We start from the raw sequence: 20,951 nt of genomic DNA, 5'->3' as shown, positions 1-20,951 counted from the left end.
CGCTGCCGCAAGTCTTTCGGGTGACAGACCAATCCGCCGATCGGGTGCCGCCGAATGCCCCCTGTGAGCACCTTCCGCAACACCCTCACCCGCTCCTTGCTCGGGGCGGTGGCCGGCCTGTCGGCCGGATTCACCGCGCTCGCCGTGGCCGAGTTGACCTCCGCCCTGATCAGGCCGGAGGCGGGGCCGGTGACGGTGGTGGGCGGCGCGGTCATCGACCGGACACCCGCGCCGGTCAAGGACTTCGCGATCCGGACGTTCGGCGAGAACGACAAGGTCGCCCTGCAACTCGGCATCCTGGTCCTGCTCGCCCTGTTCGCGATGGCCCTGGGCGTTCTGGCGCTCCGGCACAGGCGGCTGGGAGCGGCCGGAGTCCTGGTCTTCGGGATCGTCGGGACGGCCGCCGCCCTGAGCCGGCCGGACACGGCGGGCGTCGCGGACGCGCTGCCGTCCATGGCCGGTGCGGTGGCGGGCGCGGCCGTGCTGTACCTCCTGGCGGGCAATGCCGCCCCGGGCGGCTCCCCCACCGGTGGCGAGGGCACCGGTGGGGAGGGCACCGGTGGCGGTTGGAGCCGGCGGGGGTTCCTGGCCACCGCTGCCGTGACCGTCGCCGGTGCCACCGGAGCGGGGGCGCTGGGACGGGTGCTGTCCCGGCAGCGCGGGCAGGGAGCGGTCACCTCCCGCAACAACCTCGTCCTGCCCTCACCGGCATCGCCGGCACCCCCGGTTCCGGCCGGAGCACAGCTCAAGGTGCGCGGGATCAGCGCGTTCACCACCCCGAACCGTGACTTCTACCGCGTCGACACCGCCCTCGTGGTACCCAAGGTCGACGCCGATACGTGGCGGCTGCGGATCCACGGCAAGGGCGTCGCGCGCCCCCGCACGTACACGCTCGACGACCTCCTCGCCCGCCCGCTGATCGAGCGGGACGTCACGCTGACCTGCGTCTCGAACGAGGTCGGCGGGCCGTACGTCGGCCACGCCCGCTGGCTCGGCGTACGCCTGGCGGACCTGCTCGCCGAGTGCGGCGTGCAGCCTCCCTCACGGGGCGGGAGGGCCGATCAGCTGGTGGCGCGTTCGGTGGACGGCATGACGCTGGGGTCGCCCGTCGAGGACGTCATGGACGGGCGGGACGCGATGCTCGCCGTGGGAATGAACGGCGGACCCCTGCCGTTCGATCACGGCTCCCCCGTCCGCATGCTCGTCCCCGGCCTCTACGGATACGTCTCCGCCTGCAAGTGGATCGAGGACATCGAGCTCACCACGTTCGACGCCTACGACGCCTACTGGGTGAAGCGGAAGTGGGCCCGCAGGGCCCCGATCAAGACCCAGTCCCGTATCGACACCCCCAAGCCCTTCGCCCGGCCCGCCGCCGGCACCGTCACGGTCGCCGGCGTCGCCTGGGCCCAGCGCCGGGGCATCGCCCGCGTCCAGGTTCGCGTCGACGACGGCCCCTGGCAGGACGCCGACCTCGCGGCCCAGGACACCGTCGACACCTGGCGCCAGTGGTCGTACCGCTGGCAGGCGACCCCCGGCGGGCACACCCTCACCGTCCGTGCCACCGACGGCGCCGGCCAGGTCCAGACCGAACGGCGCACGCGGACCGTACCCGACGGCGCGAGCGGCTGGCACAGCGCCTTCGTCACCGTCACCTAGACCACCGGCCCCCCACCGCGGGCCCGGAGAGACCACACCGCAATCCCGATACAGAGCAGACAACTCTTCATAGGAGCAACAAAGATGAACACCCTGCGCCTTCGCCGTGGAGCCATCGCCGTGGCCGCCGCTGCCGTCCTCCCCTTCTCGCTCGCCGCCTGTTCGGACTCCGACAGCAACACCGACGCGGCCGCGCCGACCACGGCCCCCGCAGACCCGACCACGGCGAGCGAGGCCCCCAGCGAGGACACGACGGCCATGGACCAGCCCTTCGGCCCGGCCTGTGCCGGCGTTCCCAAGGACGGCGCCGGTTCGTTCGACGGCATGGCCAAGGACCCGGTCGCCACCGCCGCCTCCAACAACCCGGCCCTGTCCACCCTGGTCACCGCGGTGAAGAAGGCCGGCCTGGTCGACACCCTCAACAACGCCGAGAACATCACGGTCTTCGCGCCGACCAACGACGCCTTCGCCAAGATCCCGAAGGCCGACCTCGACAAGGTCCTCGCCGACAAGGACACGCTGACGAAGATCCTCACCTACCACGTCGTCGGCCAGAAGCTCGCCCCGAAGCAGCTGGAGAGCGGCTCCTTCGAGACCCTCCAGAAGGGCATGATCACCACGGCCGGGTCCGGCGAGGCATACACGGTCAACGACACCTCCAAGGTGGTCTGCGGCAACGTCAAGACCGCCAACGCCAACGTCTACATCGTCGACACCGTCCTCATGCCCAAGTAACCGCGAGCGCATCCTGGCACTCTCCCTGACACCCAGCGGCCGGTGGTCCGCATCCCTCACCGCGAGGGACGCGGAGCACCGGCTTTGCTCACATCTGGTTGACGGGCAGGGCCAGGTCGGTGACCTGGTGCCTCTTCGGGAAGGCGCCCTTGTCGGTGGCCTTCCCGGAGAGGAGGTCGACGCTGTACAGGCGGTAGCCGCCGCCCCCGTCGATGGCCGCGAAGCCGTGGTTCCTCCCCGTGTCCGGCCGGGTGTAGATGTCGAAATCGGCGTCCGGGCCCGCGTTCACGCCGAGGCTGCCCGTGGGGGCGAGGGTGCCGGCGTTGGCCGGGGACTGCAGAGAGATCCGGTCGGCCATGGTGTCGAGATCGAACAGGGTCGTCGCGGTCGCGGCGCTCAGGTCGTTGTCGGTATAGGCGGCGGCGGTGACTCCTGTCGCGGTCGACGGCGGGGTGGTCGGATTGGTCAGCGTGCCGTCCACGGTCGTCGACAGCGGCGCGGAGACGTCGTCGATGTTGTGACGGAGGTTCTGCCCGGTGTCGGAGACGACCCGCAGCCGGTTCGCGGCCGGAAGTTCCAGGCCGCGACAGCACTGCTACGCCGGACCGCACGCCCGCCGTGAACGGCAGGACCACCTCGAAGCCCGCAGCAGCCGACGCGCTGACGGCCTCGGCGGAGAGTCGCCCAGGCCGTCGGGACGAGCGGATGGCTGCTACTCCAAGGCGGAGGCGGCGCCTTCTCGGAGGCTAGTTCATGGTCATGGAGCCGCCGTTGTGGCCTTCGATCGTGCCGCAGCTGGCCGGCGCGGTGGCCTCCTGGGGCAGCTTCGGGTCGAGTTCGCTCTTGCCCTTGCCGAAGTCGTACTTGCCGTTGCCGTTCGGGTCTATTCCGTGCTGGACGACGTGCAGGTACGTGATGTTGTCGGCGACCGCCTGGGAGACGGCGATCGTGCGTGAGTAGGACAGGCTGCCGTTCTTGTCCGCGACCGGCATCCGGTCGACGGCGAGGCCGCTGGCCTTGGTCGTGTCGCCCTTGGTGGTCAGGGAGATGTTGATGTCTCCGTAGGCGGGCAGTCCCTCGGTGGTGGTGACGATGCCGTCGCCGTTCTTGTCCGCACTGGCGTCGGGGCAGGTGAAGTCGTGTCCGGTGGTGGATCCGTGGATGTGCTGGGCGTGGGGCTGGCCCGGGACGAGTCCCTGGGCGTCGATCTTCACGGTGAGCTGGCGGCCCTGCAGAGTGAGCTGCGCGGTTCCGCGGGCACCTGAGTCGTTGAGCTGCCGCAGGTCGACCTTGTAGTTCCGGGAGTGCTGCGTCTGCGACCCTCCGTCGTTCCCGCCGTGGGCGAGAGCCGGGGCGGCCACGGCGAGTGTGAGGGCGGCGGGCAGGGCCACGAGGGTGGTGAGACGGGTTGAGCGCTTGGCTGGCATCGCGATGCATCCCCTTCCGGGGAGGTTCACCGGCACGGGACCGGATCGCGGTCGGACATTCGTCCCTTTCACCGTCTATTCGGCGCGACCGGGGCAGAGGATTGCCCTCCGGGTGCATCGCCCGTACGGTCGAGCGTGGGCGCGCTCATCAACCGCTCAGTGCAGACGCACGGCGGGAGTCGACGCCTCTGCAGCACCGGTGCCGACGTAGATACGTCAGGCCGATGACACGGCCGCGGAACCGGACCAACGTGCCAGTCCTCTTCGCGGCGTCGTAGCCACGGGTCTTCGGCGATGTAGGCGGAATGAGCTGACGGATCAGCTGTGAGCCGGGCACGATCACGTACGGCTGCCCGTCGGCGTCCACAACCGGCAACGCCGGAAGCGACTGCTCGGCCTGCATCCGGGCCGCGTCGATCGCATCGTCGTTCCGTGGTCACGAACGGGTATGGCTTGGGTCCGGGGCCCGCGCGGCGGAGCTGACCGACGCCGACCAGGGCCGGGATGTCTCCATCCTGGCCATCCCCTCCGGGGCGGCGGGGAAGCCGACCGGCCTGTTCGCTGCGGTCCCGACGAGACGGTGGTCGTCGACACCTCGAACTACTACCCGCACCTCAGCGGGCAGATCGAGGCCGTGGACAACGGCGAGGTGCCCGTTCGGGTTTCCCGGAGCTGGTGGAGATCAGATCCGTTACCCCTTCTCGGGGGAGCAGTCGGTGCACCACCGCTGTCCTTCACCGAGAACGTGGTCAGCACGGACGGCGCACGACGCGCTCCTCAGCCCGGGGGCCTCAGGCCCCACCCGCTCACAAACGATCCACATCTCTGACCCCTTCTGCCGCATCAGACAGCAGGGCACGCACGTTGACGTCGTGCATGTGGACTCCCCGCAGGGGAAGATCCCGCCTCGGCGGCGCCCCCGTATCCGGTGACCCCCCGATGCATCGCTGGACACGGTGAAGGAGGTGGTCGACGAGCCGGCGAACCGGCTGACGGCCCGTCACGGGTGGCCGCGCGACCACCCGGCTGCCTCGGACCCGGCGCAAGCGGGCCCCTACCCGCTCACGGGCCCCGCCGAAGGCCTCCGGGCCGGCTCGGCATCGACCGCGCCACGTCGAACTCCGGCACGGGCCCGCGCGGTTACCCGGTGTCAGCCCGGGAACCTGCCCGTCGAACGCAGCTGCCAGCGGCGCTCGGCGTATGCCAGGTCGTCCCTCCACAGCCGGGCCGCCGCGGTGCGCATCACCGGGCGCAGGAGCGGGGCGGCCCGGCGTACGAACGCGAAGCCCGGCCGGTCGGAGGCGGCCACCACGGCCTCGGTCACCGCCGTGCGCGGACGGCCCCGCTCGTCCGGCCCGAGCGGGGTCGCGTGGGTCTCCACCACGGAGCCCGTCCCTTCCCCCTCGATGATGCGCATGACGACCGTGCGCGGCTCGGGCGCGGTGAAGACCGCCCGTACCGGCACCACTAGCCTCCCGGCCACCTTGAAGGAGACGTCGACGGTGAAGCCGTCGTCGGAGCCGTCGGAGCCGTCGGAGCCCTCGGGGGGCTCGTCGGGCGAGCCGACCACCGTCAGGTCGACGAACGAGTACGGGTGGAACCACGCCCCGTGCCACGGATCCAGGCGATTGGCCACGACGTCCTCGGGTTCGCAGACCCCGGTGCCCTCGTACACGGCCGTCACCCCCCGCGCGGGAACCGGACGGACCGGTACGACGGGGGCGTCCAGGGGCGTCTCCCCACCGGTCTCGTCGAGCCGCACCCAGACGAGGACGCCGTCGTCGAAGACGGGCAACGGCTCCCAGCCCGCGGTCGGGGTCCCGTCGAGGGCGAGTCCGTGCCAGTGGCACACCAGTGTCCCGCACCGGACGGGGCTCTCCGCCAGGGGCGCCCCGAGGTGCGGGCAGACACCGGGCCCGGCGACCAGTCGCCCGTCGGCGCCGCGCCAGACGACGACCTCGCCACCCGCGACAGTCCGGGCCAGGGGGCGGTCGGGGCGCACCGAGGCGGAGGCCCCCACGACGTACCAGTTTCCGGACCGCCTGGCCTGCGCCCGCTTCAACGCCTCTGCGATGAGGCCGGGTTTGGCGTCGCGCCAGGTGGGCTGCTGCCGGTCCCACGGGACGGGTCCGCGGCGCAACGAGAGGGGCAGACGGGAGCGCCGTACGGACGGCGGTTCGGCGTTCACGCGACCTCCTCGGAGACCGGTCGGACGGGGGCGGGGGCGGTCGACGGCGCCGGGTTGACGGGCGGAGCCGGAGTGGAGGGAGGGGCCGGAGTGGCGGACGGAGCCGGAGTGACAAGCGGTGCAGAGCGCGCCGGTGCCCGGAGCGTCGCGGACCGGCCCCGGTGCCGCAGCCGGGCCGCCAGTACCCGGGCCAGCCCGTCCGCCGCGACAGCCGCCCGCTCCCGGCGCGGCACCATGGATCGGCGGTGCAGCACGGCGTAGCCGTCCCGGGCGACGGCGTCGAGGATGCCCCCGTACAGGATGTACGCGGTGCGGATGCAGGGGCGGGACACGGGATCCAGCATGGCAAGGCCGGGTTCCGCCTCGCGGTAGACGCGGCGGGTGAGTGCCTCGAACTCCCGCAGGGCGGCCGTGACACGCGTGTCCTGACGGCCCGTGTCCCGGCACCGGCGCAACAGCTCCCGGTCGACACCGTGCCCGGCCAGCAGATCGGCCGGCAGGTACACCCGATCACGGTCGAGGTCCTCACCGACGTCCCGCAGGAAGTTGGTCAGTTGGAAGGCCACCCCGAGGGCCGCCGCGTGCGGCTCGGCCTCCTCGCGCGGCACCACCGTCCCGAGGACCGGCAGCATCTGCAGGCCGATCACGGCGGCCGATCCGTGCATGTAGCCGCGCAGGTCGGCATAGGTGGCGTAGTCCGTGACCTCCAGATCCGCCCTCATGGCGGTCATGAAGTCCTGGAAGTGGCTGTGCTGGATCGCGTGGCGGCGCGCGGTGTCGGCGAGGGCCAGCACCACCGGTTCGTCGCCGGTCCCCTGCCTCAGTCCGCTGTCCAGACGTTGCTGGAGGGCCGCCAGACGCGCTCCGCGGCGGCCGTCGTCGTCGCCGGGATCCAGTGAGTCGACGATGTCGTCGGCCCACCGGGCGAAGCCGTACAGCGCGTGCACGGCGGGCCTGCGATCGGCCGGCAGCAGGCGGGTGGCCAGGAAGTACGTCTTCCCGTGCGCCGCGTTCAGCTCACGGCACCGGCGGTACGCCGCCCGCAGCGCCGGGTCGGTGATGCCGGCGGCGTCGAGTTCGCGTGCGGTCATCGCGCCGCCCCCTCGGTCCGGACGGAAGGCCGCCGGGCGCCACCGGTGATCCGGGCCGCCGCCAGCTTCCCCGACACCAGGGCGGTCGGCACGCCGACGCCCGGGGTGGTGCCGCAGCCGGCCAGGACGGCGTTCTGCGTGCCCCGTACCAGGTTGCGGGGCCGGAACGGGCCCGTCTGCAGGAAGGTGTGGGCCGCCGAGAAGGGGGTGCCCGCCGCATGGCCCTGGCCCAGCCAGTCGGCCGGGGTGACGAGGCACTCGTCCTCGACGGCGGCCTCGATGCCGTCGAGACCGCGTCGTTCCAGCTCGCGCAGGAGCTCCGACCGGTAGCGCGGACCGAGCTCGCCCCAGACGGCCGCGCCGGGTCCGATGTCGGTGTTGGGGCAGGGAGCGAGGATGTAGTGCAGATGGCGTCCCGGTGGGGCGAGAGTGGGGTCGGTGGCCGTGGGCCGGGTGATGAGCAGGGACGGATCGCTCATCAGCCGCCCCTGCCGGGTGAGTTCGTCGAACGTGCCCCGCCAGGCGGCGCCGAACGAGATCGTGTGATGGGCCAGCTGCGGCCAGGTGCGGTCCGTGCCCACGTGCAGGACGACGGCGGAGGGGGAGTGCCGCAGCCGCACCGGCCGGCGGGGCCGGCGGCCGAGGAGCCGGTAGGTGACGGGCAGGTCCGGGGTGAGGACGACCGCGTCGCAGGGGACGCGGTCCCGGGCGGTGACGACGGCGGTGACGCGCTCGCCCGACCGTTCCAGCCGGGTCACCCGCTCGCCGAACCGCAGCTCGGCGCCCGCGTCGGCGGCGGCGTCCGCCATGGCCCGCGGCAGGGCGTGCATGCCGCCACGCGGGAAGTACACCCCGGCGACCGTGTCCATGTAGGCGATGACCGCGTAGGCGGCGAGCGCACGCTCCGGTGGCACACCCGCGTACAGGGCCTGGAAGGAGAAGACCCGCTGCAACCGCTCGTCCTTGAGGAAACCGCCGATTCGCCGGTCGAGGCGGCCGAAGCCGCCGAGCGCCGCGAGCCGGGCGAGGTCCCCGGTCAGCAGGTCGAGGGGTGAGTCGAAGTTCGCGTCGATGAAGCGGCGCATCTGGACCCGGTAGAGCCGCTCCAGCCAGGCGCGCAGCCGCCGGTAGCCCACCGCCTCACGGGCCCCGGCGAACCGTTCCACCTCCGCGGCCATCGCCTCGCCCTCGGTGTGCACGTCCAGCGTGCTGCCGTCCGCGAACGACGCCCGGTAGGCCGGGTGGAGCGGGATCAGGTCGACCCGCTCGCGCAGGCTGTCGCCGACCGCCGCGAAGGCCTCGTCGGCGAGGTCGGGCATGGTCAGCACGGTCGGACCGGTGTCGATCCGGTAGCCGCTCAGATCCAGGCGGCCCGCCCGGCCGCCGGGCAGGACGTCTTGTTCGACGACGGTGACCCGGCGCCCGGAGCCCAGCAGATGAAGGGCCGCCGACAGACCGGCCAGACCCGCCCCGACGACCACCACATGGTCCGTACGGCCGGACAGCGTGCGCGTCATCGACGGGCCTCCCGCGCTCCGGAGCCCACCGGAGCGAGATCCGGCGCCGGGTGTGAGCGGGCGGGCGGGTGTGAGCGGGCGGGCGGGTCGTCCGCGGCACGGGAGACCGTCGCCGCGGTCAGCAGCTCGCGCAGGCGGCCCCCGGCGTCCGCGTCGCGCAGGCGGCCCCCGGCGTCCGCGTCGCGCAGGTGGCCCTCGGCGTCCGCGTCGCGCGGGCGGCCCTCGGCGTCCGCGTCGAGCAGGGCGCCGTCGAGGCGACGCAGTCCCTGCGCCGACAGGCGCTCGATCTTCGACTCGACCGCCGCCCGGGTACCCGTACGCACCAGGACGTCCCGCACCTCCTCGAGCCCGGCCGGAGACAGACCCTCGTCGCCGAGCGCCCGGTCGAGCACCGTCAGAGCGGTCCGATCGCCCGCGGCCTCCGCGCGCGCCACCGCCAGGGCGACCAGATAGGTCGGCTTCCCCTCGCGGATGTCCCCACCGAGGCTCTTGCCGGTGCGCCGGGGGTCACCGAAGACGTCGTCGAGGTCGTCGCGCAGTTGGAAGGCCATCCCCACACAGCGCCCCGCCGAACACAGCGCCCGCAGGGTGCGGCCGTCCGCGCCCGCCACCGCCGCGCCCAGGGCGAGGGGGCGTGCCACCGAGTACAACGCGCTCTTGAGACACGCGGCGCGCAGCGCGCGCGGCCGCGCCCGCGACCCGGTCAGCTGCCCCTGGAGGTCGAGGAACTGCCCCGCCACCATCTCCGTGCGCATGTCGCCCCACAGCCGGCGCACCACGGCCTCCGCCCGCGGATCGAGCGCCGTCCCGGCCACGACGTCGTCCGCCCACACGAGCGCCAGGTCCCCGGCCAGGATCGCGGCGGCCTCCCCGAAGCGGGCGACGCGGGCCGGGGACGCCACACCGCTGTACCGTGCGCGCACGTCGGCGTGGAGCGCCGGACGGCCGCGACGCAGCGTCGAGCCGTCCATCACGTCGTCATGGACCAGCGCGCAGGTCTGGAGCAGTTCGAGCGCGGCCCCGACGCGCAGGGCCGCCGTGAAAGTCGGATCACCGGCCCCGCCGCAGGCGCGCATCGACCACCAGACGAGCTGCGACCGGATGCGCTTGCCGCCCTCCTGGGTGAAGCGGGTGACCCGTTCGGCCAGTTCGCGGGCGAAGAGGGCGTCCAGATCCCCGGCCCGGACGAGCCGGTCGGCGAGCACCCCCTCCAGTACGCGCCCGACCGCGGCCGGCACGTCCGCGTCGACGGCATCCGACCCGACCGCGTCGGACCCGACCGCGTCGGACCCGACCGCGTCGGACCCGACGGCCTCGGGCTCGACCGCCTCGGGCTCGACGGCCTCGGGCTCGACCGCCGCAAGGGCGGGGCCTCCCGCCGGGCCCGTGCCGTGCGCCTCGGCGGCGACCACTCGGCCCGGCCGCCTTCGCTGCGGCGGGGACCCCGAAGGGGCGACCGGGCGGGAGAGGGGCGACGGCGTGGCCGCGGGGTGGTCCTTCGCCTGGGTGGGGCGCATCCCGGTTCCTCTCATCGTGGTGTCGCTCTCCTTGCCGGTCTTCAGTCCCTTCCCGTGATACGGATGCGGTGCGGAACGGGTACACGAAATATGCGGTAATGCGGCCATGTGGGCGTACCCGTGAGGTGGTCGGCCTCCGACGACCGCATCCGAGTCCACGCCGGGGCGGGAACCCCCTGTGGGTGGTGTGCAGCGAGAAGAAGGACGGAGGGAGCAGCCGTGCTGAAGGCGGACGTGGCGGTCATCGGGGCGGGAGCCGCCGGACTGTCCCTGGCCCATCGGCTGAACGGCCCCGTGCCAGGTGCCCTGACTCCGTCCGTGATCCTCGTCGACGCCCCGCCCGGCCCGCTCCGGCCGGCTCCGCGCACCTGGTGCTTCTGGGAGTCCGGCCGCGGCCGCTTCGACGCCGCGGTGCGATCGGAATGGCGTCACCTGCGGGTACGACCGCCCGACGGCCGCGCGATCGAGGGGGACATCGCGCCGCTGCGGTACAAGATGATCCGCTCCGACGACTTCGAGTCCCTGGTCGCCCGGGACCTCGCACACAGCGCCAACGTCCGGCGTCTGGAGGCGGCCGTGGACACCGTGGAGGAGATCCCCTCGGGCGCCCGCCTACTGATGACCCGGCCCGACGGCCGCCCCCGCGTCCTGGAGGCCCGCTGGGTGTTCGACTCGCGCCCCCTGGGCAGCCTCCCGGCCGCCCGCACCACCCTGCTGCAACACTTCCACGGCTGGTTCGTGCGCACCGCCCGGCCCGCCTTCGACCACGGGACCGTGGAACTGATGGACTTCCGCACCCCTCAGCCCGCCGACGGGCTCTCCTTCGGTTACGTCCTGCCCACCGGCCCGTGCGAAGCCCTCGTGGAGTACACGGAGTTCTCCCCGCGCCTCCTGACGGCGAGCGGCTACGAGGCGGCCGTACGGCACTACGCCGGCGACGTACTGCGCCTCGGCGACCTGGAGGTCGCCGCCACCGAGACCGGAGTGATCCCCATGACGGACGCTCCCATGCCCCGACGGGTCGGCGCGTCCGTGTTCCGGATCGGTGCCGCGGGCGGTGCGACCCGTCCGTCCACCGGATACGCCTTCGCCGGTCTCCAGCGCCAGACACGAGCGGTCGCCGCCGCACTGCGGCAGGGGCGCGGACCGGTCCCGCCGGCCGCCCACTCCTGGCGGGCCCGCACCATGGACTCGGTGCTCCTGCGCGCTCTCGACAGCGGCCGCGTCGACGGCCCCGCCCTGTTCTCCCGGCTGTTCGCCCACGTCCCGGCGGGCCGGCTGCTGCGCTTCCTCGACGGGCGCACGAGCCTGTTCGAGGACCTCTCCGTCGGCCTGCACACCCCGGTCGTCCCCATGCTGCGCACCGCCGTCGAACTCCCCGGACTGTCACGCCGCCCCTTCGACTGACCCCGCCTGTTCCCACTGCCCCCTCGTCCGACCGGCCTGTTCCCACCGCCCCTCGTCCGACCGGCCTGTTTCCGCCGCCCTTTCAACCGCCCCGCCCGTTCCCACCGATCACCGATCCCCTGGAGAGCGCATGACCCTGCTGCGCGACGAGAACCTCGCCGCCGCGTTCGACCACGCGTCCCGCAGTTACGACGCCCTGGTGGCCGCCAACCCCGGCTATCACGCCCATCTGCGGCGCTCGGTGCGCCGACTCGGCCTGCCAGGGCAGGGGGCCGGGCTGCGTGTGCTGGACCTCGGCTGCGGCACCGGCGCCTCTACGGCCGCGATCCGGTCCGTCCTCCCGGCCGCCTCCGTCACGGCCGTCGACGCCTCGGCCGGCATGCTCGAGCGGGCCGCCGCCAAGCCGTGGGCGGTCGGAGTGCGGCTCGTCCACGCGCCGGCCGAGGGACTGGCGGAGGCGGGGGTCGAAGGGCCGTTCGACGCGGTGTTCGCCGCCTACCTCTTCCGTAACGTCTCCGATGCCGACGCCGTCCTCGGTACGGTCCGCGCCGTCCTGCGCCCGGGTGGACGGCTCGGGGTGCACGAGTACAGCCTCAGCGGCCGCCGCGCCGATCGGGCGGTGTGGACGCTGGTGTGCCGAGGCGTCGTCCAGCCCGCCGCGACCCTGCTGGGGGACGGGCCGCTCTACCGTCACCTGTGGCACAGCGTCGTCGGCTTCGACACGGCCGACCGGTTCGCAGACCGGATCCGGAAGGCCGGCTTCGACCACGTCCGGGTTCTGCCCCTGCCGGGCTGGCAGACGGGCATCACCCACACCTTCGTGGCCTCGCACGGGAAGGACGTCCGATGACCGGCCCGGTGTCCCGCCCGCCCGCCGCACGCCGGGGCCGGGACCGCCGGGCCCGCGTGCTGCCGGCCCGCCCGGGAGCCGACCGCGCCGACGGCCGGCCCTCGGCCGCCGTCGTCGGCGGAGGGATCGCCGGACTCGCCGCCGCCACCGCGCTGGCCGAACGGGGCGTGGCGGTGACGCTGTACGAGCGCGAGCCCTACCTCGGCGGCCGGGTGGGCGGTCGGCCGACCCGCCTGCGCGACGGCAGCACCGTGACGATGAGCCGTGGCTTCCACGCGTTCTTCCGGCAGTACTACAACCTGCGGGGCCTGCTGCGCCGTACCGACCCCGCCCTGGCCCGGCTGGCCGGACTGCCCGACTATCCGCTGCTGCACGCGGACGGGTCGCGCGACAGCTTCCGGCACGTGCCGCGCACCCCGCCGTGGAGCGCGCTGGGCTTCGTCGCGCTCAGCCCCTCCTTCGCAATGCGGGACCTGCGCGCCATGGACCCGGTCGCGGCCCTGCCGCTGCTCGACGTCCGCGTCCCCGACATCTACCACCGCCTCGACGACATCAGCGCCTACGACTTCCTCGAGACCGTCCGCTTCCCCGAGCGCGCCCGCCACCTGGCGTTCGAGGTGTTCTCCCGGAGCTTCTTCGCCGACCCGCGACAGCTGTCGGCGGCCGAGATGGCGCTGATGTTCCACATCTACTTCCTCGGCTCGGCCGAGGGCCTGCTGTTCGACGTGCCCCGCTCGCCCTTCCCGACGGCGCTGTGGGACCCCCTGGGCGGATACCTGAGCCGGCACGGCGCCGAACTGCGCACCGGCAGCGCGGTCGAGCACGTCGCACCTACCCGAGGCGGCGGATTCGAGGTCGCCGGGGACCGCGGCGAACGCCGGTACGACGCCGTGGTCCTCGCCCTGGATGCCGCCGGCCTGCGGTCCCTGGTCGCGCGCTCGGAGCGGCTCGGCGACCCCGCATGGCGGGAGCGCGTCGCGCGCCTGCGCACGGCCCCGCCCTTCCTGGTCACCCGGCTGTGGCTGGACCGGCCCGTCGCCCCCGACCGCCCCGGCTTCCTCGGCACCAGTGGCTTCGGTGGCCTGGACAACATCAGCGTGCTGGACCGTTGGGAGGACGAGGCGGCGCACTGGGTGGCGCGTACCGCGGGATCCGTCGTGGAGCTCCACGCCTACGCCGTCGACCCGCACGAGCCCCGCGCCGTCGTCCAGAAACGCCTTGTCGAGCAGCTCCACCGCGTCTATCCGGAGACCGGGGCAGCCGAGGTCGTCGACGTCCGCCACGAATGGCGGGAGGACTGCCCGCTGTTTCCCGTGGGTGGCTACGCCGACCGTCCCACCGTCCGCACCTCCGATCCCGGCTTGGTGGTGGCCGGCGACGTCGTGCGCACCGACCTGCCCGTCGCACTGATGGAACGGGCGGCGACGACCGGGTTCCTGGCCGCGAACGCCCTCCTCGAGCGATGGGGCGTACGAGGGCAGACCCTGTGGACGGTGCCGGACCGCGGTCGTGACGCCGTACTGCGGCGGGCGGCCGCGTGGGCAGGGCGCTGAGGAGGCGGAGGCCGACCCGCGGAAGGACGTACCGCGTCCGTGGCCGGACACCCACACCTCACCACAGAGGATCCTGTGTCACGTCTGCGGCCGGGGCAAGGACCAGCACATTCCCGTTCCGAACCCGGCTGCCGGGGGCGCGGACGTGGTATTGAGCCGCTCATTCGGCCCGGGCGTCGTCGACGACGTGCTGAAGCCGGCGTTCCTCGGCGTCACCCATTCGGGCGGTAGCTTTGCCGTCGATGAACCGTCGGCTGTGGCATGCCGTCGCACAGAGCATGCGCGGAGATGAGCTGCACAGCAGCGAACCGGGCTGCGGCCGTCTACGGGCGGCGCCCGGTGAGGGACGTGGACCGGCACCCTGACACCACACGCTCATGCGGCCGCCGGCTCGGACGAGTCCGTGTGCAGCTCGCGGCGACGCTCCTGGTTGTCCGCTTCTCCGGCTTCCTTCGGGCGCGAAGATCGCACCCGTCCCGACGCCGGCGTCCAGTCCTTTTTCTGACCGAAAGGCCTTCGGTGCGCGTGCGTACCACCGCGCTCGCTTCCGCCGCACTCCCCCTCTGCCGCGGCTACGCCCGCCAAGTCCTGCTCAACACCAGCACCGCCGAGAACCCCGACCTCAGGCTGAAGAAGCCCGGCGGCCTCGACAGCGACAGCTCCGCCGGCAGCATCACCTCCTGCGACTGGAACACCGCCGCCGACGCCACCACCTAAACCTGCTCACACCAGCCGGTTCCACTTCGACACAGACGCAAGAAGCGGGGGCTGGGTCGCCCTCGCCGCCAACGCGGCAGCGTGTGCCAATCCGTTAGACCCGACGCCAGCGACGGTGCTGAAGCCGAGGAAGGCGAGCGCCCGCAGGGCGAGCACGAGCCCGTGAGCACGCCTGCCTTCGACCTGCCTGTTGGTTACGGGGGCCGGGGTGTAGTGGCCGGCGGTCATCGCGCACGGGCCGGCGGCGTAGCGTTGATGGCGTCGATCTCACTCTGGTCAGCGGACAGCCCCCAGCGGAGCTTGGTGGCGGTCCACTCGGCGAGGTAGCGGCAGCTGGCGTTCGGAGCCGGCGGCATCCCAGGTGGCCGGGTCCCGGTCGGCCTTCTGACGGTTCGTTCGCGCGGTCACTGCGACGGGACCGGTGCCCGCGTCCTGGTCATTGGCGTACGCCTCAGGCCGCTTCGCGTCCCAGGCCAAGACGCCGACTGGCGAGGAGCGTCATTGCAACCGTGCTGTATTCGAAACTGCCAGTGGCATCGGCGGATGTCAGAGGTCGGCGCTATGGTGCGTGGCCGTGGACTCTGCTGATCTTGACTACCGGGCCCGGACGCGGTCCGGCTGTATCCCGCCGGAACTGGTCTCCCGGCTCCTCCACCACGGCCATGCAGCCGTGGTGGAGGAGTGGGCCGGACGTGGGGAGTGGTTCTGCGCGCTTGTGTGGGCGCGGCTGCTGGGCGAGCGGGGTCGGCAGGCAGACGCACTGGAGGTGCTCGCCCCGTACACCGCTACGGGCTGGTGGACGGCCGTCGTAGCGACCGCCGAGCTGCTGGAGGGCTGGGGCCGGAGCGAGGAAGCGATCGAGACCGTCCGGGCCCGGATGGCTGTGGGGCACCCGATGGCGTTGGAGGCCTACACGCGGCTGCTTGCCCGGCACGGCCGCGCCGAGGAGGCGTTCACCATGCTGCTGCCGCACGCGGATGACTGGGCGCTCGCCACCGCCCTGGTCGACGTGGCCGCCGTCGCCGGCCGGGACGAGGAGGCCGCCGCGTTGCTCGCCGCCCGGATACGGGCCGACCACCGCTGCGACGGTCCGTGGTGCTGCGGCCTCGACCCCGACACCGCGATCGGCCTCCTCGCGATGATCCGCGAGCGCCAGGGCAACATCGACGAGGCCATCGCCCTTCTCAGGCACCGGCAGATCACCTCGGTCAATAGCCGCGACCAGCTCGCCGACCTGTTGGCCCGCCACGGCCGGATCGAGGAACTGCGCGCCTACGCGGCAACCGACGGACATGAGGAGGTCGTACAGCGGCTGGCGGAGCTGCTGGAGGAGTGTGGTGACGTTGAGGGCGCGATCGCTGCATACGGGCAGACCGACGGACCCGCGGCCCGGAATCCGAACTCGGCTTACGCGCTCGCGCAGCTCCTGGTCCGGCACGGCCGGGGCGACGAGGCGATCGCCGTGATGCGCGCCCAGGCCGACGCCCACCGCGGCGACGACTGGATTCTCCACGCCCTGTCCGAGCTGTGTCTCGACCAGGGTCGCCCCTCCGACGGCCTGGTCCACCTCGACGCCCTCGCCGCCCAGTGCGAGGGCGAGGTTGAATGGGACCTGTTCTGGATGCGGTTGCCGCTGATCGCCGCCTGCAGCGGGGTCGAGGAGGCGGTTGAACGGGCCCGAGCCCACCCCGAGGGCACCACTTCGTACGCGACGGAACACATCGCTCGGCTTCTCGCCGACGCCGGGCGCACCGAGGAATCCATCACAGTCCTTCAGCAAGATAACCGCAGGAACAGCCACGACCTGGCCGGCTACCTCATCGACCTCGGCCGTATCGACGAAGCCCTGGCCGTCCTTCAGCAGCCCCACACCCAAACGCCCGCTATACCGACGACACACCTGTGGCGGGAAGACCCCCCGTTCTGAGGCGGAAGCTGGTGCTCTATTGGCGGAGCAACTGCCACCGGGCCATCCGGAGCTTCGGCACCTGGAGAAAGCGGCTGGCGACGAGGACGCTGGGGAGGCAGCGCTGGACGAGATCACTTCGCTGCCTTCGTCGTCCGCGAGCAAGGACAAGTAGGTGCTGCTGCCGGCTATCGGGCTTGGCCGAGCCGGACCGCTCACATCGGCGTACTGACCGCGCCAGCGGTGCGTGGGCAGCGACCGGCGAGGGTGACAGACTCAGCGACGGTCGCACATGCCCTCACCGCCAGGCTGCTGCCGCAATGGCGTGCGCGGCCTCGTGCCTCCCGGCGCGTTGCGGCCTTGTCGGGGTTTGAGGAACTGGGCTTCCAGCTGAGCATCGAGATCATCTAGTCGGTGAAGACGGCACCCCGAGGTCGACCGGCTGGGGCCGACCGTCTGCATGGGTGCGCTTGATGAGGCTGTGCAGCTTGGTGTTGGCGGCATCGAGGCTGACTTGGAGTCCTTCGACGTCACCGAGCCAGCCCTTGGCGCGGGCCCCACGGACGCGCTCGCGGAGTTTCTGGATGATCTCGATGAGCCGGGATCGCTGACGTGGGTCGATCTGGAGGATGGGGCAGCGAATGCAGGCTTCTCTGATCTGGCGATCGCTGCTCGAGGCTCTGGGTAACCCGCTGGCAGCTGGGTCCCCGCCGGGCAAAGATGCAGCCATGCGCTATGCCGACACCGACCCCGAGCTCATGGACCTGATCCGACGATTCGTCACGCCCGGCCGACGGTACCTGCGGCTGGGTGGCAGCTCGCTGCGGTTGAGCGGGCCTGAGCGCGACTTGTTCATGTGGGAGCTGGTCAAGGCTGCCGGGGAGATCACGCCCGCTGAGCTCGGCGTCCTTTTCGAAGGCGGTTGGCGAGAGCGTAGGACTGCCTCCTGGCTGGTTGCCGTAGCCGGCAGGACCGAGTTCCGCAGCCGCATCGGCGAACTCCTGCTGGCCGGCGAAGGCCCCGGCGGCGGGGGCTACTGCATCACTCTTGCCATCTTCGGCACCAGCGCCGACGCCGATCTGGTCTGCAGATACCTTGATCGCTGCTTGCCTCAACCCGACCGCGTCTACGACCAGATCGTCGCTCTCAGCACACTGCTTCACCTCGATGCCGCCCTCGGGACCGAGCGAGCATCCCCATACCTTGCCGCCGGTGGCCTGTGGCAGCACTGGACCGATGCCACGCCGAACCTGTTGCGGGATCCGCGGAAGTACCGGCAGGTCGTGGACCAGCTCTGTTCCTTCGCCAGCGAGTGCGCTGAACTCTTTGCCAGAATGGAACCCAGGCACTGAGCCCCCCGACTTGACCACTGGACGCCGACCGCAGTCAGGGCACGCCACTGCACCCCGGTTCGCACCGGGCGGTGGCGCGATCACCTGGCGGTGATCGCGCCACCCCCCGCAGCGGTTGTTGCCCGTGGGCAGGAGCGGCTCCAGACGTCGCCACTCCGCATCTGTCAGATCCCCCCGACCAGTCACGCAAGAGCCAACGAACCCGTGGGCGACATGGGTACGGTCAGCACCTGCGATGCCACCACGCCAACTCCGGGTCTTCCATCGGCTCGTGATGCGTTCGCCCGAGGAGTACCGCGTCCAGGCGCTCGACTTGCACCCGAAGTTCGCCGGCGGCCCTTGGCGGAAGCATGAACAGACCGTCTTGCAGCATGTCCCGGGCCCAACCCTCGCCGCAGCAGGGGCAGGTGAACTCCGCCTCCCATTGCCTCCACCGGCGCCTCGTGCCGTGGACGCGCACGGACCACACGCTCAGTGCCACCGCCACGATGCCCGGAACCAATCGCTCCCGTTCGAGCACACGGACAGCGGCATTCGCCGCTCCCGACAGACCTGGGACATCGCGATACCGCACCCAGGGTCTACCCCAGCCGCGTTCCCGCGGCCGAAGTGAAGCTGGTGTTCTACGAGGCACGGCCCCTTCGGATGCAAGTCATGAACGGCATCCTCCCACAACCCAAGATCGGCCGGACAGCTCCTAAGGCGCGTCGTGCGGCCCTGCAGCTCGTGGACGACAGCAGATTCGACCCCTACACGCTGGCGTGTCGGCCGACTCCCGGCGTCAGGAGCCCCCCAGCCCCGTCTACTGCACCGAGCTGGCCCTCGACGAACTGCCAGCGGCCCTGGCCGCAGCCGACCGCGTCAAGGACACAACCGTCCGCGACAGCCTGCCGGAGCGCTTCGCCACCCCCGCTGACCCACCGGACACCAACCCGCGCTCAGCGACGCCGATCGCCCGGCGCGAGCATGTCGGTGACCTCCGCGATCGCCTCCGCAGAGGAGGAGCACAGCAAGTCCCACAAGCGGGTCCGTGACCGGGTCGAGCACGAATCGAAGCCGTCAGCGTTGAAGACCCGGTCCACGCTGGCGACGGCCCGGCGGTACTGCTCCCAGCAGAGCATCTGGCGCAGCCCGCGCACGCCGGTCAGGGGCGGGCTGCCGCCGACCCGTACCGAGATCGACCGGGCCGCCGCCGAAACGCCGCCCGGCGGGCCGGGTTCCGGGGGCGCGAGAGCGGTTCGACTGTCCAAGCGCCGACGACCGCCCGGCTCAGCTGCTGTCATCACCCGCGGATCGGGGCCGGTCGGCTCGGGCAGTTCGGTGCACCCCAGGCCAGGGGTCGGCGCCGTTCGTCAGTCAGGCCGGCCCAAGGCGGAGCTGTCGCACGTCCCACACAAGCGTGTGCATGAGCTGAGGGAGATCATCTCGGTGCCAGCCTCGGGTCCCTTCATCTTCGGGACCGAATTTGGTGTATCTGCGGGACGTTGCCGCCCCGCGTGGCTGACCATGGGGCCATGCGAGCGATCTGGAACAACATGACAATCGCCGAGAGCGAAGACACTGTCGTTGTCGAAGGGAACCACTACTTCCCCCGGTCAGCGCTGCGCGAAGACGTGCTACGCGCTTCGGACACGCATACGACCTGTTCATGGAAGGGGCTTGCCTCCTATTACGCCCTGGAAGGAGACGGTGTTCGTAGTGAAGACGCCATCTGGTACTACCCCGACCCCGAGAGGGGGGCGGAGATGGTCCGTGACCGGGTCGCCTTCTGGAAAGACGTCCAGGTTGTGGATTGAGCAGTTACTGAACGGCCCGGGAGCGGTTCGGCCGTCCAGGCGCCCGGCGACGGCCCCCTCGGCGGCCGTCATCACCCTCCGGAGCACGGGCGGCCGGCCTGGCCGTAGAGGGACAGGTCGGCCGGATCGTCCTCGTAGGCCGTGCGCAGTTGCGGGAGCGCCTGGACGGCGTCGTCGAGGAAGAGTCCGCCGCAGCGATGGGGTCGGCAGCCAGTCGTTGTTCGCGACGGGCAACGTGGAGGTGCAGGGCACCCATTCCGCACCGGCGGACTTGATCCGGTCGGCCACGAACGAGTCGTTGGCGTAGGTGACCCGGTCCCCGCGGGCCACCAGCTCACGGATGAGCGGGAGGCTGGGCAGGGCATGGCTGACGATGGGGACACCGACCATCGCGAGATGGGCGCGGCGACCGGACACAGGCAATCACTCGTTTGTGGCGCGGGACACGTGCGGGCGGTGCGGGCGGTGCGGGCGGTGCGGCGATGACGCGGTGTCAGGGCTGGTCGATCCGCGCGGCGGCCTCCTCCATATCGGCGACGGTCCCGGACATGATCGTCCGTACGTGCCTGGTGATGTGCTGCACGGGCCAGTCCCACCACGCCACGGCGAGGAGCCGGGCGACGTCCGCGGCGTCGTAGCGGGTGCGGATGAGCCGGGTGGGGTTGCCACCGACGATGCCGTAGTCGGGGACGTCGCCGGTGACCACGGCGCCGGCGGCGATGATCGCGCCGTGGCCGATGCGTACACCGGGCATGACCGTGGCGCCGTGGCCGAACCACACGTCGTTGCCGACGACCGTGTCGCCCCGGCCGGGCAGGTCGGTGATCAGGTCGAAGTGCTCCGCCCAGGAGCCCCCCATGGTGGGGAACGGGAAGGTGGAGGGGCCGTCCATGCGGTGGTTGGCGCCGTTCATGATGAACCGGGTGCCCGTCCCCAGCGCGCAGTACTTGCCGATGACGAGCCGCTCGGGTCCGTAGTGGTAGAGGACGTTGCGGGTTTCGAACGCGGTCGGGTCGTCCGGATCGTCGTAGTAGGAGAAGTCACCGATCTCGATCAGCGGCGACTTCACCAGTGGTTTGAGCAGAACCACGCGCGGGTGCTCGGGCATCGGGTGGAGAACAGTGGGGTCAGCGGGAACAGGCGGCATCGCGGAGGCGTTCCTCTCTGGCGGACCTAGGGCGACAGTTGTCGCGTTAAGATGCTGGCACAGCCCCGCCACGTTGATCAACCGGATACGGA

The 20,951-nt window shown here is 71.9% G+C and carries 17 protein-coding genes and 3 pseudogenes; 11 read left to right on the top strand and 9 right to left on the bottom strand.

What is annotated here, in order from left to right:
* The first annotated feature begins 54 nt into the window (after positions 1 to 54).
* Positions 55 to 1,656, top strand: a complete 1,602-nt coding sequence (locus ACIA8N_RS28155) for a molybdopterin-dependent oxidoreductase (RefSeq protein WP_365785533.1) — start codon at positions 55 to 57, stop codon at positions 1,654 to 1,656.
* Between the two features lie 84 nt (positions 1,657 to 1,740).
* Positions 1,741 to 2,391: a fasciclin domain-containing protein gene (locus ACIA8N_RS28150; protein WP_365785535.1), complete on the top strand. Its 651-nt coding sequence runs from the start codon at positions 1,741 to 1,743 to the stop codon at positions 2,389 to 2,391.
* Between the two features lie 88 nt (positions 2,392 to 2,479).
* Here the strand turns inward: ACIA8N_RS28150 and ACIA8N_RS28145 are convergent.
* The 6 genes and pseudogenes from ACIA8N_RS28145 to ACIA8N_RS28120 form a co-directional block, all read right to left on the bottom strand.
* Positions 2,480 to 2,962, bottom strand: a pseudogene (locus tag ACIA8N_RS28145) (DUF4394 domain-containing protein); the annotation flags it as partial.
* Between the two features lie 187 nt (positions 2,963 to 3,149).
* Positions 3,150 to 3,818, bottom strand: a pseudogene (locus tag ACIA8N_RS28140) (hypothetical protein); the annotation flags it as partial.
* A gap of 1,150 nt (positions 3,819 to 4,968) precedes the next feature.
* Positions 4,969 to 6,006: a DUF5914 domain-containing protein gene (locus tag ACIA8N_RS28135; RefSeq protein WP_365785537.1), complete on the bottom strand. Its 1,038-nt coding sequence runs from the start codon at positions 6,004 to 6,006 to the stop codon at positions 4,969 to 4,971.
* On the bottom strand, positions 6,003 to 7,097 hold the full coding sequence (locus ACIA8N_RS28130) for a phytoene/squalene synthase family protein (RefSeq protein ID WP_365785539.1): 1,095 nt from the start codon (positions 7,095 to 7,097) through the stop codon (positions 6,003 to 6,005). The genes ACIA8N_RS28135 and ACIA8N_RS28130 overlap by 4 nt, the downstream gene beginning before the upstream one ends.
* Positions 7,094 to 8,614 carry a phytoene desaturase family protein gene (gene crtI / locus ACIA8N_RS28125; protein WP_365785541.1) on the bottom strand — a complete coding sequence of 507 codons (1,521 nt, stop codon included), beginning with the start codon at positions 8,612 to 8,614 and terminating at the stop codon, positions 7,094 to 7,096. The genes ACIA8N_RS28130 and crtI overlap by 4 nt, the downstream gene beginning before the upstream one ends.
* Positions 8,611 to 10,131, bottom strand: coding sequence for a polyprenyl synthetase family protein (locus ACIA8N_RS28120; protein WP_365785543.1), 1,521 nt, complete (start codon positions 10,129 to 10,131; stop codon positions 8,611 to 8,613). Before ACIA8N_RS28120 ends, crtI begins: the two co-directional genes overlap by 4 nt.
* Positions 10,132 to 10,350: 219 nt before the next feature.
* On the opposite strand from ACIA8N_RS28120, the gene ACIA8N_RS28115 reads away from it, so the two are divergent.
* From ACIA8N_RS28115 to ACIA8N_RS28080, 8 genes are all read left to right on the top strand, one after another.
* A complete protein-coding gene (locus ACIA8N_RS28115) occupies positions 10,351 to 11,538 on the top strand; it encodes a lycopene cyclase family protein (protein WP_365785545.1) in 1,188 nt (395 codons plus the stop codon).
* Positions 11,539 to 11,668: 130 nt separating this feature from the next.
* A complete protein-coding gene (locus tag ACIA8N_RS28110; protein ID WP_365785547.1) occupies positions 11,669 to 12,388 on the top strand; it encodes a class I SAM-dependent methyltransferase in 720 nt (239 codons plus the stop codon).
* A complete protein-coding gene (locus tag ACIA8N_RS28105; protein ID WP_365785549.1) occupies positions 12,385 to 13,941 on the top strand; it encodes an FAD-dependent oxidoreductase in 1,557 nt (518 codons plus the stop codon). Before ACIA8N_RS28110 ends, ACIA8N_RS28105 begins: the two co-directional genes overlap by 4 nt.
* A gap of 525 nt (positions 13,942 to 14,466) precedes the next feature.
* Positions 14,467 to 14,658 carry a hypothetical protein gene (locus ACIA8N_RS28100; RefSeq protein ID WP_365785551.1) on the top strand — a complete coding sequence of 64 codons (192 nt, stop codon included), beginning with the start codon at positions 14,467 to 14,469 and terminating at the stop codon, positions 14,656 to 14,658.
* A 574-nt stretch (positions 14,659 to 15,232) separates the two neighbouring features.
* A complete protein-coding gene (locus tag ACIA8N_RS28095) occupies positions 15,233 to 16,585 on the top strand; it encodes a hypothetical protein (protein ID WP_365785553.1) in 1,353 nt (450 codons plus the stop codon).
* A gap of 18 nt (positions 16,586 to 16,603) precedes the next feature.
* Positions 16,604 to 16,975, top strand: coding sequence for a GNAT family N-acetyltransferase (locus ACIA8N_RS28090; RefSeq protein ID WP_365785618.1), 372 nt, complete (start codon positions 16,604 to 16,606; stop codon positions 16,973 to 16,975).
* 49 nt (positions 16,976 to 17,024) lie between these two features.
* Positions 17,025 to 17,252: a hypothetical protein gene (locus tag ACIA8N_RS28085; protein WP_365785555.1), complete on the top strand. Its 228-nt coding sequence runs from the start codon at positions 17,025 to 17,027 to the stop codon at positions 17,250 to 17,252.
* A 40-nt stretch (positions 17,253 to 17,292) separates the two neighbouring features.
* Entirely contained in the window at positions 17,293 to 17,916 is a 624-nt protein-coding gene (locus ACIA8N_RS28080) for a DUF6000 family protein (RefSeq protein WP_365785557.1), read from the top strand.
* A 938-nt stretch (positions 17,917 to 18,854) separates the two neighbouring features.
* Here the strand turns inward: ACIA8N_RS28080 and ACIA8N_RS28075 are convergent.
* The gene (locus ACIA8N_RS28075) at positions 18,855 to 19,166 is read right to left on the bottom strand and encodes a hypothetical protein (RefSeq protein WP_365785559.1); all 312 of its coding nucleotides are present in this window, start codon (positions 19,164 to 19,166) and stop codon (positions 18,855 to 18,857) included.
* Positions 19,167 to 19,430: 264 nt separating this feature from the next.
* On the opposite strand from ACIA8N_RS28075, the gene ACIA8N_RS28070 reads away from it, so the two are divergent.
* On the top strand, positions 19,431 to 19,712 hold the full coding sequence (locus ACIA8N_RS28070; protein WP_365785561.1) for a DUF427 domain-containing protein: 282 nt from the start codon (positions 19,431 to 19,433) through the stop codon (positions 19,710 to 19,712).
* A 104-nt stretch (positions 19,713 to 19,816) separates the two neighbouring features.
* Here the strand turns inward: ACIA8N_RS28070 and ACIA8N_RS28065 are convergent.
* Positions 19,817 to 20,129: pseudogene (locus ACIA8N_RS28065) on the bottom strand (glycosyl transferase); the annotation flags it as partial.
* Positions 20,130 to 20,205: 76 nt separating this feature from the next.
* Positions 20,206 to 20,859, bottom strand: a complete 654-nt coding sequence (locus tag ACIA8N_RS28060) for a CatB-related O-acetyltransferase (RefSeq protein WP_365785563.1) — start codon at positions 20,857 to 20,859, stop codon at positions 20,206 to 20,208.
* Positions 20,860 to 20,951 lie beyond the last annotated feature (92 nt).

The organism is Streptomyces sp. NPDC051822 (assembly GCF_044452745.1).
Taxonomy (GTDB): domain Bacteria; phylum Actinomycetota; class Actinomycetes; order Streptomycetales; family Streptomycetaceae; genus Streptomyces.
This window is presented reverse-complemented; position numbering and strand designations above follow the sequence as displayed.